This is a genomic window from Paenibacillus sp. FSL F4-0125 (assembly GCF_038008565.1).
Lineage (GTDB): Bacteria > Bacillota > Bacilli > Paenibacillales > Paenibacillaceae > Paenibacillus_AQ.
Genome location: NZ_JBBOZJ010000001.1, coordinates 926,753 through 941,731 on the forward strand (window position 1 = coordinate 926,753; position 14,979 = coordinate 941,731).

Annotated in this window: 12 protein-coding genes; 6 read left to right on the forward strand and 6 right to left on the reverse strand. The window is 44.2% G+C overall.

Annotation, left to right across the window (positions count from 1 at the left end; all coding sequences use genetic code 11):
* Positions 1–64: 64 nt before the first annotated feature.
* Entirely contained in the window at positions 65–259 is a 195-nt protein-coding gene (locus NST74_RS04125) for a sporulation protein Cse60 (RefSeq protein WP_042124253.1), read from the forward strand.
* Positions 260–451: 192 nt separating this feature from the next.
* On the opposite strand, the gene katA is transcribed toward NST74_RS04125, so the two are convergent.
* Both katA and glgP read right to left on the reverse strand, forming a co-directional pair.
* The gene (katA, locus tag NST74_RS04130) at positions 452–1,909 is read right to left on the reverse strand and encodes a catalase KatA (RefSeq protein ID WP_341110500.1); all 1,458 of its coding nucleotides are present in this window, start codon (positions 1,907–1,909) and stop codon (positions 452–454) included.
* Between the two features lie 254 nt (positions 1,910–2,163).
* A complete protein-coding gene (gene glgP / locus NST74_RS04135) occupies positions 2,164–3,777 on the reverse strand; it encodes an alpha-glucan family phosphorylase (protein ID WP_341110502.1) in 1,614 nt (537 codons plus the stop codon).
* Positions 3,778–4,029: 252 nt separating this feature from the next.
* Here glgP and rbsK point away from each other — a divergent pair, with 252 nt between their 5' ends.
* Both rbsK and aroD read left to right on the forward strand, forming a co-directional pair.
* On the forward strand, positions 4,030–4,971 hold the full coding sequence (gene rbsK / locus NST74_RS04140; RefSeq protein WP_341110503.1) for a ribokinase: 942 nt from the start codon (positions 4,030–4,032) through the stop codon (positions 4,969–4,971).
* Between the two features lie 46 nt (positions 4,972–5,017).
* Positions 5,018–5,782 carry a type I 3-dehydroquinate dehydratase gene (gene aroD / locus NST74_RS04145; RefSeq protein ID WP_341110504.1) on the forward strand — a complete coding sequence of 255 codons (765 nt, stop codon included), beginning with the start codon at positions 5,018–5,020 and terminating at the stop codon, positions 5,780–5,782.
* 74 nt (positions 5,783–5,856) lie between these two features.
* On the opposite strand, the gene NST74_RS04150 is transcribed toward aroD, so the two are convergent.
* The 4 genes from NST74_RS04150 to bglX all read right to left on the reverse strand — a co-directional run bounded on the left by NST74_RS04150 (position 5,857) and on the right by bglX (position 10,867).
* Positions 5,857–6,648, reverse strand: a complete 792-nt coding sequence (locus tag NST74_RS04150) for a MerR family transcriptional regulator (protein ID WP_341110506.1) — start codon at positions 6,646–6,648, stop codon at positions 5,857–5,859.
* A gap of 112 nt (positions 6,649–6,760) precedes the next feature.
* The gene (locus tag NST74_RS04155) at positions 6,761–7,513 is read right to left on the reverse strand and encodes a 3'-5' exonuclease (RefSeq protein WP_042124264.1); all 753 of its coding nucleotides are present in this window, start codon (positions 7,511–7,513) and stop codon (positions 6,761–6,763) included.
* A gap of 194 nt (positions 7,514–7,707) precedes the next feature.
* Positions 7,708–8,676 carry a metallophosphoesterase family protein gene (locus tag NST74_RS04160; RefSeq protein ID WP_341110508.1) on the reverse strand — a complete coding sequence of 323 codons (969 nt, stop codon included), beginning with the start codon at positions 8,674–8,676 and terminating at the stop codon, positions 7,708–7,710.
* Between the two features lie 31 nt (positions 8,677–8,707).
* Positions 8,708–10,867, reverse strand: coding sequence for a beta-glucosidase BglX (gene bglX, locus NST74_RS04165; RefSeq protein ID WP_341110509.1), 2,160 nt, complete (start codon positions 10,865–10,867; stop codon positions 8,708–8,710).
* A 591-nt stretch (positions 10,868–11,458) separates the two neighbouring features.
* Here bglX and NST74_RS04170 point away from each other — a divergent pair.
* The 3 genes from NST74_RS04170 to NST74_RS04180 all read left to right on the forward strand — a co-directional run bounded on the left by NST74_RS04170 (position 11,459) and on the right by NST74_RS04180 (position 14,977).
* A complete protein-coding gene (locus NST74_RS04170) occupies positions 11,459–12,394 on the forward strand; it encodes an ABC transporter permease (protein ID WP_231574041.1) in 936 nt (311 codons plus the stop codon).
* 28 nt (positions 12,395–12,422) lie between these two features.
* Complete coding sequence (locus NST74_RS04175) at positions 12,423–13,319, forward strand: carbohydrate ABC transporter permease (protein ID WP_339289297.1); 897 nt, start codon at positions 12,423–12,425, stop codon at positions 13,317–13,319.
* A gap of 77 nt (positions 13,320–13,396) precedes the next feature.
* Positions 13,397–14,977: a DUF3502 domain-containing protein gene (locus tag NST74_RS04180; protein ID WP_339268871.1), complete on the forward strand. Its 1,581-nt coding sequence runs from the start codon at positions 13,397–13,399 to the stop codon at positions 14,975–14,977.
* The last annotated feature ends 2 nt before the right edge of the window (positions 14,978–14,979 follow it).

Sequence of the window (14,979 nt, forward strand, 5' to 3'; positions counted from 1 at the left end):
TGAGTTTACCTATAGAATCTAGACATAAAAATTAACTAATAAATTTATCAAAGGAGAGATCAGGATGATTCAAGTAAAAGAGTTTGTAGATGCGGATAATTCGTATGCTGAGAATAAGGCAAATGAGTTCTTGGCAGGGCTGCGGGAGGAACAGATTGTGAATATTTGTTACGGTTCGATAGTTAAATCTTCACGTGATGGGGCAGAGCATCAAAGAAGCACAATACTGGTCGTGTATAAGACAAATGAAAGGCAATAACTGGAATACGTTTTTTTCATGCTTATCGGTTGTCTCCACGCTGTGCATCGTGATCGTTCTTATGTATTATATGTTTAGCTAATTAGCCCCTAAATTGGAATACTTAAATCGATAACTTTTCTTACAAACAAAAGAGGACCTTTCCCATTACGGGTAAAGGTCCTCTTTGTTTGTATAAGTGCATTTACAGTCTTACACTCCGTCTGGGACAGATAATCCTAAACCGGATGCGACACGCTGTCCCAATTCTGGATCAGCTTTATAAAAATGTACAATTTGGCGAAGTTTAATATCGTTACTTTCAACGGGTGTCATAGCGCCTACGATATTTTGAACAAGACGGGTACGTTCTTCTTCACTCATCAGGCGATACAAGTCACCAGGTTGTGTGTAATGATCATCACTATTATAGGAGACACTGTCGGCATTTCCAGTTACTTCGAATGGTGATGTTTTGTACTGTGGTGCTTCTTTAGGTCCACCTAAGCTGTTAGGCTCGTAATAAGCACCTGATCCGCCATTGTTGCCGAGTGCCATACCGCCGTCACGTTGATAGTTCTTCACTTCTACCTTTGGACGGTTGATAGGCAGGCTGTTATGGTTAGGTCCTACACGGTGACGGTGAGCATCGCCGTAAGCAAACAGTCGACCCTGTAGCAATTTATCAGGAGAAGCTTCAATACCAGGGACGAAAGAGCCAGGAGAGAACGTAACTTGCTCTACTTCCGCGAAGTAGTTCTCTGGATTGCGATCCAATACCATGCGGCCAACCTCAATTAATGGATAATCCTTTTGTGACCATACTTTTGTTACATCAAATGGATCAAAGCGGTAAGTCTTTGCATCTTCGATCGGCATAATCTGCACGTAGAGCTTCCACGCAGGGAAATCTCCTTTATCAATAGCATTGAACAAGTCCTCTGTATGATAATCTGGGTTCTCCCCAGCGATTTTGGTAGCTAGTTCTGGATCAAGATTCTTAATCCCTTGTTCTGTTTTGAAGTGATATTTCACCCAGACGGTATTGCCTTCGGCATTTACCCACTTGAAGGTGTGGCTTCCGAACCCGTGCATATGTCTCAGCGTAGCTGGAATTCCGCGATCTGACATCAAAATCGTAACCTGATGTAGAGATTCTGGTGATAAAGACCAGAAGTCCCAAACCGCATTAGGGTTCTTTAAGTGTGTCTGTGGATCACGCTTCTGTGTATGAATAAAATCAGGGAACTTGATTGCATCACGAACGAAGAATACAGGTGTATTGTTACCTACGAGATCATAGTTTCCTTCTTCAGTATAGAATTTCACAGCAAAACCACGAGGGTCCCGAACAGTATCAGCAGAACCTAGCTCACCAGCTACCGTTGAGAAACGGATGAACAGAGGTGTACGCTTGCCTACCTTAGACAAGAAATTTGCTTTTGTATATTGGGTCAAATCTTGAGTGACCTCAAAGTACCCATGAGCGCCAGCGCCTTTAGCATGAACGACGCGTTCAGGAACACGTTCTCTGTTAAAGTGGGCTAATTTCTCAAGCAGATGAACATCTTGCAGCAAAGTAGGACCGCGATCACCGGCTGTCATTGAGTTTTGATTGTCGCCTACTGGAGCACCCCAGCTGGTTGTAAGATTATTATTATTGGAGCCCATTAATAGAATCACCTCGTAAGATTTGATTTTAGATTTAGTATAAGTTCTATATTAATGTTTTTTGGAGAAAATGCAATACTTTTTGAATAATTGACACATTACAGTATGTGGTAATCGCCGTCACATTCAGAAGTATATGATAGATCTAGTGATTAATTGCTAACCAGAATTAAAAAAGAAACAGCGTACCTCTACCATCGCTGGAGGGGTACGCTGTACTTTTTTGAAAGAAAGATATCCGTTTTCTACACTTATTATTTAATATACATTCTGTTGTAATATTCATCTAGCATTCGTTTGGTGGCAAATTCGGTACGAGTCGTTTCAATACTCTTCTTCATCATTTCTACCCACTTGTCCTGATTCTCGTAATAGGTAGGGAGTACACGATTTAATAAGGTGTCGTATAACGCATCACTATCATGCTTATCCAGAACCTCGAAGTCGGTTGTCTCAAAGCCGTCTCCAATCTGCCAGCCATTCTCGCCATCTATACAGGCTTCCGGCCACCAGCCATCTAGTATGGAACAGTTCAATACGCCGTTCATAGCTGCCTTCATCCCGGAGGTTCCGCTTGCTTCCAGTGGTCTACGCGGATTGTTCAGCCAAATATCAGAACCGCGAGTCAGCTGTGCTCCGATAGTCATATCGTAGTTCTCCAAGAAGACAACACTTTTCGGATATTTTTTCATCATCGCCACTAGATTGCTGACAATTTTTTTGCCGTTATCATCGAGCGGATGGGCTTTGCCAGAGAAGACGATTTGTATTTTTCCAGACTCCAGATAAGGCTCAATAATTTCCGGCTGCGAGAAAATCAGGTCACTACGTTTATAAGGAGCAGCTCTGCGTGAGAAGCCAATGAGTAGATTGTCAGCATTTAGACTAATGCCGGACCGTTCTTTGATAAAATCAATCAGTTCACCCTTAATTTCTTGATGTACTGCCCATAGATCGCCATTTTCTTCATAGGCTTGCGTGATTCTTTCATCTACCCAAGTAGGGGTATGAATAGCATTAGTAATACCAATGATGTCCGATCGTCCAGCAACCTCTTTCCACATTTTATTAGCTGTATCCGCATGAAGCTGCGCTACTGCATTAGATATGCGGGAGAGTCGCAGACCGGCAACCGTCATGTTGAACGGATCACCACCGATTCGCTCCATCTGCTCGCGGCTTAAACCATTGAATGCACTCATGTACTCTAGACGATCTAGCGGATGGGTTTCGTTGCCTTCTTTTATCGGCGTATGTGTAGTGAACACAACCTCTTCCCGAGTAGCTTTCCAAGCTTCCTCAAAGGTGTTGCCTCCTGACATTTTCTCACGGATTAGCTCGATGGCTGCTAAGGCTGCATGACCTTCGTTGAAATGATAGACATCAATCGGAATTCCTAGCGCACGCATAGCTTTGACTCCACCGATACCCAGTACGATCTCTTGTGCGATTCGTTCCTCGCCAAACCAGCCGTACAATTGTCCGGTAATCCAGGCATCATTATTCTCGGGGATATCCGTATCCAGTAAATACAACGTGCTGTTGCCAAAATAATCAGTCTTCCATACTTTGCATACCACATCGGTCTTTCTGACTTTAACGGTTACCTTAACCCCTGTATCTTCTAGAAAATCATAAACATAATTGTGATAGGAGTCGTACGGATTTCCGTTCGCATCAATCTTTTGGTCCGTATAACCTTGTTTCCACTTCAGCCCAATAGGGATGATAGGAGCGTTGATATCTTTGGCTCCCTTAATGTAATCACCGGCAAGAATTCCAAGCCCTCCGGCATACATTTTGAAATCGGAATGTAACCCGTACTCCATACTGAAATAAGCTACTGATGGTAATTTTTGTTCGTTCACTTGATAAGCCTCCTAATCGCGGATTAGATTGAATTGCAGTAAAGCTGCTGGCATTATCTACGATGCAAACGTTTGCTCAAAAAACAGTCGACAATCGTTGTGGAAGCGATTGCACAACATTATTCTAGCACACTTTATCTGTAAAAGCATAACGTCGATTTGGTGAAAATAGCCAATTAGGTGCAAAATCGACGGAAGTGATTGATAAAGTGGAGGGAAGACCCTAAGATAAAGAGATTGAAGAAATAATTAATGGTGGTGTCTAAGTTGGGTATAGTTGTGATTGGAAGCTTAAATATGGATATGGTAGTACGTACGAACCGGGCACCGAATGCAGGAGAAACACTTATGGGACAAGCATTTGCTCTATCTCCCGGTGGAAAGGGAGCGAATCAAGCCGTTGCTGCAGCCCGTCTAGGTGCTGAGGTTAGTATGATCGGCAGCGTCGGAAAAGATACCTTTGGAAGCGAAATGCTGGAGATTATTAAGCAAGAGGGTATTCATATAGAGCATATCTCGGTGAGTGAAATTGAGGCAACAGGCGTAGCTTCAATCGTTATTGAAGAAGATGGAGAAAATCGGATTATCGTTGTACCCGGAGCGAATATTGATCTATCTGTGGACGATATACAGGCGTTAGAGTCTGTGATTAGCCAGGCTGAGATGATTGTGATGCAGCTTGAAATGGAACTGGCGATGAGTGAGCATGCTATTGCCATTGCACATCGTCATGGAATTCCGGTTATTCTGAATCCAGCACCAGCAAGAGTGCTTAAAGATGAGATGCTGGGTCAAGTATCGTATCTGACTCCTAATGAGACTGAAGCGGGGATTTTGACTGGAATGACGGTAGATAGTTTAGAGACTGCTGAGCAGGCGGCCCGCATTTTGCTGCAAAAGGGTGTTAAGAACGTTATCGTTACCTTGGGATCTAAAGGTGCATTAATCGTTAATGCTGAGGGTGCTAAGTCAGTTCCGGGATTCCCGGTCAAGGCGATAGATACGGTTGCTGCGGGAGATTCATTCAATGGGGCATTAGCCCAGCAATTGGTTTTAGGCAAAACGTTGGAAGAAGCTGTGAGCTTCGCTAACGCTGTTGGAGCACTGGCTGTAGGGAAAGAAGGCGCAATCCCATCGCTGCCGCAGTTATCAGAGGTTGAACAGTTTCTAAAACATGTATCGGTAGTAGAATAAACAAGTACAGAATCTATAGTAGACGACTGGATAAGGGGCTGAAATTATGAGCAGGACAGTAACTATTAAAAATGTGATCATCGGCGAAGGAATTCCTAAAATATGTGTTCCGTTGATTGGAGCTACCTTGTCTGAATTGAAACAGGAAGCCGAAGCGTTGAAAGAACTGAGTCCCGATTTGGTGGAGTGGCGGACGGATTTTTTTGATGAAGTTGAAGACGTAGAGGCGGTTAAGTCAGCGTTAAAACAAATTCATTCTGTAATTCCGGAGTTACCACTGATTTTTACTTTTCGGAGTGCCAAAGAAGGCGGCGAAAAGCAGGTCAGCACGGAATATTACATAGCGTTAAATATAGCTGCTGCCGAAAGCGGATTAGCAGATATAATAGATGTTGAATTATTCAATGAGGAACAGAATGTGAAGTTACTAGTCGAGACTGCTCATACTCATAACGTGGCTGTCATTATATCGAATCATGATTTTCATGGAACACCTTCTCAAGAGGAGATCATCTCGCGGCTATGCAAGGCACAGGAGCTTGGCGGAGATTTGCCCAAAATCGCGGTGATGCCTCAGGATGCGGGGGATGTACTGACATTACTAGAAGCTACCCATAAGATGAAAGAACAATATGCGGACCGTCCGATTATAACGATGTCCATGGCGGGAGCTGGGGTAATCAGCCGTTTAGCCGGTGAAGTTTTCGGTTCAGCGCTAACCTTCGGAGCGGCACATAAACCTTCTGCACCAGGTCAGATTGCTGTGGTTGAGCTGCGCAATGTACTGTCGCTGCTGCATCGCAGTCTATAGGAGTTATTGGAAGGTTCCGAATAATAGAAATAGAGCGGCAACCGGATTTCCGATGCCGCTCTATTTCTATTTCATTATTTTGTTCCCGTGTATACGTGAACAGCATCCCTTAAGAAAGCAGCAAGTCCAGGACTACGCTTGTCATAATACTTGGTAAAACGCTCATCATCAACATACATTTGCGCAACACCAGCATGCGCTTCTTTGGAATAGGAATCCCAGTAGAAGGAGAGCCACTGGCGGTGCAGGTCAGCACTTTTTTGCGCCAATACACTGGCAGGATCTCCATGCTCCATTGCCTGCACTAGCGTCTCGAACATCTCCTCCTCAAGCTGCTGTATAGCCGCATATTGCTCCTCTGTCATGCCTTTAAGCTTCTTGTTGGATTGATCCACGGTGCTGTCCCCGTATTTCTCCCGAATTTCTTGACCGTATTTCTTCTCGTTATCGTCTACCAGCTTTTGCTTAAAGCCTTCGAATTTTTCAGCGTCACTCATGGTCATTCTCCCTTCTTGGTGAGCCAGCGTCTGTTCGACGTTAGCAATTAATAGATCTAATTGATGTCTCTTTTCAAGCAGCTTGTCATGATGCTCCCGTAGCGCCTTGGCCCCGTCGAAGGACGGTTCGGTCATTATAGCTTTGATTCGTTCCAGGCTTAAGCCAAGCTCTCGATAAAATAAAATTTGCTGTAGTAGATCTACTTCGGCGCGGCCATAGATACGATACCCCGAGGAGTTGATTCTCGCCGGCTTAAGAATGCCAAACTCATCGTAGTAGCGCAGGGTTCGCGTGCTGATTCCAGCTAGCTCTGCGAGCTTCTGTACTGTGTATTCCGTAGTATCACCTCCTACAAACTCAATGTACACCTTTACGTAGCGTGAAGGTCAAATGTTTTTTTAGCGTACCCAAAACAGCGGCAGTTACCCGCTGAAGATCATTGGGAAGACTGCCGCTGTTATAGTTTGCTGATGTTTGAAGTTATTTTTGACCCATCTGCGCCGCAAAATAATTTTGTAATTCCTCTAATTTTCGAGGATCGGTTAGGGTGGTTTTGTCTGAGAAGTAGTGTTCAAGAACAAGGTCCCAGGTTGGCACTATTTTTTGTGAGTTCATCGCTTTAATGGCGATTTTGACCGTCTTGCGTTCTTTGGCATTAGAGAAGGTATCTACGTAATGCTGTGAGCGCTCGAAATCCAGATCTTTAAACACAGCGCGGAAGATTTCCGAAGTCATCTTTGCATCATCCAACGCACGGTGAGCAGATCCAGACGGCTCAAGTTCAAACAAAGCCATCGCGCTTTCCACGCTGACATCATTGCTTAGGCCGCGAGCCCGCAGTACACCCTTCAGTAAATCGAAATACGTTGCGGACATCCAGTAGGAGTCGTCCATTTTATGCATGCGCACATCCTGAATGATACGCTTCATGTCCTCGCCGCCCCATGTTAGTAGCAGAACTCCGTCTGTACTTAGATCAAGCCACTCTCTAAAAGCAGTGATGACCTTCGGGAAGCGGGGTGCAATATCGATTTCCTCTTGGGGAATCCCGGTTTTTTTCTTAATAAAAGAATTAAGGGTAGAGAAATATATGGGTTTGATCAAGGAAGAGAATTCATCCTTATACTGCAATGAAGAGTCTAACCGGACAGCTCCAATCTCAATGACCTCCATAGGGTGCTCGCTGGCAAACTTACGGCCGTTGAATTCGATGTCCAGAATAATATAATCCACAGGTACTTGCCTCCGTTCCATGACTGACGCTGTAGTGCTTAATACGTCGACTACTCTATTTTAACAAAAAAAGCGATGTAATGGGGAGTATGGGAACAAGCTAATATTGGAACATAAAAAAGAACCTGCACTATGCGGGTTCTTTTTATAACTATAAATAAGCAAAGATGATTGCAGACAATAAAGTAAGACGATTAATGCTCTGGAACGGAAGCAGGTTCAGGCTGATGAATTGGCTGTTCCAGCAGGACAGATCCGTCTTCAAGACGAAGCCAGGTATCGAAGTCTTGGGTGCCTTGGGTCAGTCTGATGACGCGTGCGCCCCGCATAAAGCCTTCTTTTCCATAAGTATTGTAGCCGGTAGCACGGCCATAGGAAAGACGTATGCCATACAGGCTGCCCGTAAAATCATTGATATGGTCATGTCCGCAGAAGGTTCCAAGCACATCACCCATTTCAAGCAAAGCCGAGAATAATCCCGAGTTAACCTCAGGTGAGCATACACGCTCATGCTTATACCCATGACAGACTTGTGTAGACCAGACCTCACGATATTCGGGAATCGGGATATGGAAGAAAGCTAATGCAGGCAGCCTGTTCTCAGCAGTTTTAGGATTCAACCGAGCGGATTCAGCAGTTAGCCAGTTAATCTGATTCCGGCTAACCCAATTGTAGCCAGGGATATGCTCCATCTCGGAGTAGCTGCCGGAGTCAACAAAATAAAGGACAGCGGCCGCATGGCCATCCTGATCTTTTATTTCAAGTGTGTAATTGCCTGAGCCTTCAAGATCCTCTGGACCGGCTTCGGCCAGACAGTGGGGATGTTCCAATGCAATCTGCATCAGTTCACTGCGGGAAATCAGAGTCTCTGTATCATGGTTGCCAAATACGAAGGCCCAAGGGGTACCTGTTTTCTCAACAGCAGCGACAGCATCCCGAAATGCTTGGGCAGGGTCTTCACACGCCTGTTCACCAGGTGAGACAGGGGCGGTGTAAATCAGATCTCCCGTGAAGACCACAAGATCAGGTTGTTCCGCTTCCAGAACGAGTTCCATCAGTTCCCGAGTACGCTGATCTTCGGCTCTTCCATCCATCCAGTGAAGATCAGTGAACTGTACAATTTTCAAGGTTCCATCTTGCTGAAATGATAAGCTGTGTCTCATTGGGGGGTATCTCCCTTACTGTGTAATATTATTAGCCGATCCAGATCCGCTGTGTGAAATGATCTCCGGAGTTTCTACCAATCATAATATCAAATTCTCCGGGCTCGTAGACCAATTGATCGTCTTTTCCGTAGAACATCAGCATATCTCTAGTGATCTCGAAAGAAACCACTTGTTTTTCATGCGCTGCGAGTGTAATTTGCCGGAAGCCCTTCAGTTCTTTGACCGGGCGAACGACACTTGCGCTGACGTCGTGGATATAGAGTTGAACGGTTTCCTTACCGGCGATGTCTGAAGTATTCTCCACCTCAATGGAGGCAACAATCCGACCCTCAGCATCAACATTGAAGTTGCTGTAATCAAAACTGGAATAGCTCAGACCATAGCCAAAGCAGAAGAGAGGGTCATTAGGGCAATCCAGATATCGAGTTACATATCGTACATTGGGATATAGGGGATCATAGGGACGCCCCGTCTGATAGGCATTGTAATAGATAGGAATTTGTCCAACCGAGTAAGGGAAGCTCATAGATAAACGACCGGATGGATTATAATCTCCGAACAGCACATCAGCTAGTGAGTTTCCGGATTCTGTACCTAGAAACCAGGCTTGCAGCAAAGCGTCGCTGGCCTCAAGAACAGGTTTTAGTTCCAGTGGTCGGCCGCTAAATACAATGGTAACAATCTTTTTTCCAGTATCTTTCAAACGCCAGATCAGCTTCTCCTGATTGGTCGACAAGCGCAGATTGGTTTTGCTTCCGCCTTCCCCGGTATCCTGCTGATTCTCACCTACAGCAGCGAGAATTACATCGCAATCCTTCAGGCGCTGGAAGGCTTCTTCGATTTCATCCTCTACATCAAAAACACCCTCCAGCATGCTTCCCAGCTCACCAGTCATGGCCGTAATAATATCTGCGGCAGATGTTTTTTGAGAAATGCCGTTGTAGAGTGATACGGCCGGGTCTTTTTCCGTTCCAGACCAGCCGCCCAGCACATGAATAGAGGTAGCGAAGGGACCAGCCAATCCAATCTTCATACCGCGTTTAAGGGGCAGAGCGTCATTGTCATTTTTCAGCAGTACCACTGAGCTGGCACCCAGCTCTCTCGCTGCTTGTAAATTCTCCGTGCTCGGCGTGGGCGCCTCATCTACTAACGGGTCTGCATCCTTGAATGGATTGTCAAACAAGCCGAGGGCATCCTTAAGTTCTAGCACTCGGATAACGGCTTCATCGATCAAAGAGACATCCAGCTTGCCTTCCTCGACCAGACCGGCACCGTGGTTTAGATAATGGGTGGACATCATTTCAATATCAAGTCCTGCAGCTATACTTTTCTCCGCTGCTTCACGGCCATCCTCAGCTGCACCATGAGGGATTAGCTCATTGACGGAATTGAAATCGGCAATGGTAACGCCGTTGAAGCCCCATTCCTCACGCAAAATTCCCCGGAGAAGTTTGGAATTACCGCTTGCTGGTATACGGTCAATCGTATTGAATGCGGCCATCACCATGGCTACACCAGCATCTACAGCAGCTTTATAGGCTGGTAGATAGAACTCACGTAATACACCGAGGGACATATCGACTGTATTATATTCTCGACCGCCTTCGGGAGCGCCATAACCGGCGAAGTGCTTCACACAGGCAGCGATACGACCTTTTTCTTTTAGGTCTTTGCCCTGATAGCCCCGTACCATGCTCTCAGTTACACGGGCATTCAGATAAGGATCCTCACCGGACGTCTCCATCACCCGTCCCCAGCGCGGATCGCGTACGAGATCTGTCATAGGTGAGAAAGTGAGATGGATGCCGGCAGCTGCGCTCTCTTTGGCTGCAACTTCAGCAAATCGCTCGCAAGCTTCCATATCAAAGCTACAACCTATCGCAAGCGGGATCGGAAGAATTGTTCTGTAGCCATGAATGACATCCGCCATGAAGAGCAGAGGAATCTTCTGACGACTGGCTTGCAAATGCCGGGTCTGCAGATCAATCACATTTCTGGCACCAATACCATTCAGAACACTTCCTATGTTCTCCATCACCTGTGGCTGAATGTTCAGTTCTTTAAATGGGCCGGTTAAATCCACGGTATCATCCAAACCCCAATAGTGAGGGCCTAGCTGGGTTAATTGGGCCAGTTTTTCTTCCAGAGTCATATCGTTCACAAGATCTTGGATAAAAGATTTAGTCATGGTTAACACCTTCCTCGTGAGCGCATTGATAGTTATTGTGACAATTAGATGTGCTATACCAATAAGAAAGCGCTTGCGATTTCTGTTCGCCGCTGCTTTAAGCGGGAGAGGATTCCGAGTAAAGGATAGCTTTCAATACCCTGTTCCGTGTGCATACGCAGATTAATATTATTGGATGAGACATGTAATAGATCGGTACGGGGAGTTCAACGTCAGACGTCATAGATAGAGACTGACATGTTTATGAAAGAACAGATAGAAACGTTTCCATAAACGATACATATCGATCTTAGTCCGAAGGCCATAAAAAGTCAATTATCTTCGTGAAATCGGCCGATTCATTATATTTAGGTTGTAAAATGTGATTTTTATTACTAGAAAAACAAAAATAAAATGAATTGACAGCGCATACATCTAGGGAGTATGATTTTCGTACAGGGAGTTTCAAAGAAATTATGGAAACGTTTCTATATCATCCGATACGCTTTATCATAAAGGATGAGCAATCAGTTTTAAGCTGGTTGCGGGACAGGAAAGGAAGCTAAGTTATGCATCTGACGAAATGCATTTTTCAAATTGGAGGTGGGCTCATTGGCAAGAATTAAGCTTGCGGGTGGAAATATTGTCCGGGAAGTCATTAAGAACAAAGTGCTTTTTCTAATGTTGCTGCCTGTAATCCTATACTTTATTATTTTTCACTATGCGGTAATGCCTGGCGCTTACGTCGCATTCGTAGATTACAAGCTCAATAAGGGTATTTTCGGTAGTAATTTCATTGGCCTTAAGAACTTTGAGTTCCTGTTTCAAAACGGTGATCTCTGGAATATTACCAAAAATACACTACTCTACAATGTTGTATTTCTTGCCTTGGGGAATATTATTCAAATCGTTTTCGCCATTATGTTATCTGAAATAGCAGGTAAGTGGTTCAAGAAGATAACGCAGTCCGTCATTCTTCTTCCAAACTTTATCTCAATGGTTATCGTCGGTGTATTTGCCTACAACTTGTTCAACTTCAACTCAGGTTTTATTAATACGATGTTTGTAAGCTTGGGGTTAGATCGTTATGAATTTTACTCTGACCCTGGGATTTGGAAGTATATCATTGTTGCCTTTAAGATTTGGGCTGGAACTGGATACGGTATGATTGTCTATTTGGCAACCATTACAGGAATTAATCATGATTTGTATGAGGCGGCCTATATGGATGGGGCTACGACCTGGCAGCGGATTCGCTACATGACTCTTCCAATTCTGAAGCCTACTTTTATTCTATTGCTGTTGTTCGGATTGGGTGGCATTCTTAAAGGCTCCTTCGACCTATTCTACAACCTGATTGGTACTAACTCCGTGCTGTATCCGCAGACGGATATCATTGATACCTATGTCTTCCGTTCATTAGTGGGGCAATTCAACTTCTCCATGGGTGCGGCAGTCGGCTTCTATCAATCCTTATTCGGTCTGATTCTGGTACTGGTGATAAACTTTATTGTTCGTAAGGTCGAACCAGACAGCGCATTATTCTAAATTCAGAAACGAAATAGGGGTGATATCAGTGGAACAATCAAAAATCAAGCAGGATTCTGGCAGTATTCTCATTAAAGCGGTCAGCTATCTCTGCATTACAATCTTTGCACTATTTTGTGTATTTCCTTTTGCATTAATGATCTCTTCCTCGTTCATGAATGAACAGGAAATTGTCCGTGAAGGCTATAAGCTCTGGCCAAAGGAATTCTCATTAAAGGCTTATGAATTGCTGTTGAATAACTCTGGCAAACTAGTAAGTGCTTATCAGGTTACGATTTTTATCACCGTAGTAGGTACGGTACTTGGACTATTCATGATGTCAATGGCTGGGTTCGTACTTAACCGAAAAGATTTCAAATATCGTAATTTCTTCTCCTTTATGATTTACTTTACAACGCTTTTCAGCGGTGGTTTGATTCCAACGTATATCCTGATGGTCAAACATCTTCATATGAAGGACAGCTTATTTGCCATGATCCTTCCGGGTGTAGTGGGCGCTTGGTCCATCTTCCTAATGCGTAACTTTATGAAAGCTATTCCGGATTCTCTATATGAATCCGCTACAATTGACGGCGCCGGTGACTTCCGCATCTATTGGCGGATATTCATTCCACTAGCAGTTCCATCCTTAGCAACAATTGGATTGTTCTCGGCACTGGGCTTTTGGAATGAATGGTATAACGGAATGTTGTATATCGACGATCCGACGAAGTATCCGCTTCAATACTTCTTGCAGCGAATGGTCAATCAGGCGAATCTCGGAGCGCTAGTCAATTCGGGGGCGGTAATCAATACTGCTGATCTTCCGACGCAATCCATTAAAATGGCTACAGCTGTGCTAGCTACTGGACCTATTATTCTTCTATATCCATTTGTGCAGCGTTACTTCGTAACAGGCCTCACAATCGGGGCAGTAAAGGGTTAATGGACGTTTCCTTTTCATAGGGCGTTTATTATAAATCAAGCAATCATTATTAACAGAAAAAAAGGGAGGTTTACCTAATGAAAGGTAAAAAAACGGCGTCTTCTTTACTAGCTGTCCTAATGCTTACGGGGGCACTTACAGCTTGCTCATCATCCAAAGACAATGCTTCTAGCAATGATGCAGCAGCTACTAAATCACCAGAAACATCTGCTAACAATACAGGAGGAGTCGATACTTCCAAAGAAGCTAAGCTGACGTACTACTTGTGGGGCAGTGAAGGTGTTCAAAATAAGGCGATTCTAGCTGAGATTAACAAAAAACTCAAGGCAGATATCAATACAACTTTAGAAATTAAATATATCGACTGGCCAGATATTGCAACGAAATATCCATTGCTATTTGCTTCTGGTGAAACATTTGATTTGTCACATGCTTCTCCTGGAGCACCGGTAAACTACTATACATTAGCAAGTGAAGGTGCATTGGTAGACATTACTGACATGCTCGACAAAGTTGCTCCTAAGCTGAAGGCAGAAATTCCAGCAAGTGTGTGGGAAAATACGAAGGTCAAAGGTAAAATCTATGGTGTTCCGAGTCTTTATAGCGAATATACACCAAGCGGTTATGCTTATCGTGTAGACTTGCTGAAAAAATACGGCATGGAAAAAATTGCATCTATCGACGATATGGTTAAATACATGGACAATGTAGTTGCCAATGAATCATTCCCACCTATTAATGGTAAAGCTGAAGATGCACAAAATATGTTCAGAATGCTCGTAGATACTACTGGTCAGTGGCTTAATGCACCAGGGATCTCAACAAATGAAATCAATTTAGTGACTAAGAGCGCAGAGGACTACAAAACAGTGTTCTCTCCAGCCTACACCCAAGAATTCGAAGATTGGGCTGTGAAGATGCGTGAATGGGCAGACAAGGGATACTGGGGCAAAGATGTACTGTCCTCATCACTTGGAAGCAAGGATAACTTCAGAGCAGCAAACTCCGCGGGTTACTTGACGCATACTCAGGACTGGCTCGGTCAATATGGCGGGGATAAGACTGCACTACCAGGGGTAGAAACTGATTTCTATACTTTTGCAGAAGCTAACAAGAAGATTAAACGTAAAATGGGTGTTGATAACTCTACCGTAATTAGTGTCAACTCTGAGAATCCAGAGCGTTCTTTGATGGTAATCGAGAAGTTCATGACTGACGAAAGCTACTACAACCTCATCCAAAACGGTATTGAAGGTAAGCAATATGTCATGGAAAATGGAGTTAAAAAGCAGCCTGCAGGCTTCAACGAAAAAACAGACGGCGGAGGTTTCGCTGCTTGGTCACTTCGTAATGACAAATTCGTAGTTCCTACGGACACAGAGAACCCAATCCGTAACTCTCTGTTCGCAGAGTGGGATAAAGTGGCTATCAATGATCCATACAACGGCTTTACTTTCGATCCAGCGAATGTAACTACAGAAATTGCTTCCATCTCCAACGTGAATTCCCAGCTTGGTATTCAATTGATGCTTGGTAAAACAAGCAAAGATCCTAAAGCTGCTGTAGCGGATTACCGTGAGCAACTGAAAAAAGCAGGAATTGACAAGGTTATTGCCGAAGTAGAAAAGCAATTGGCTGAGTTTGTTCCAGTGAACTAAAG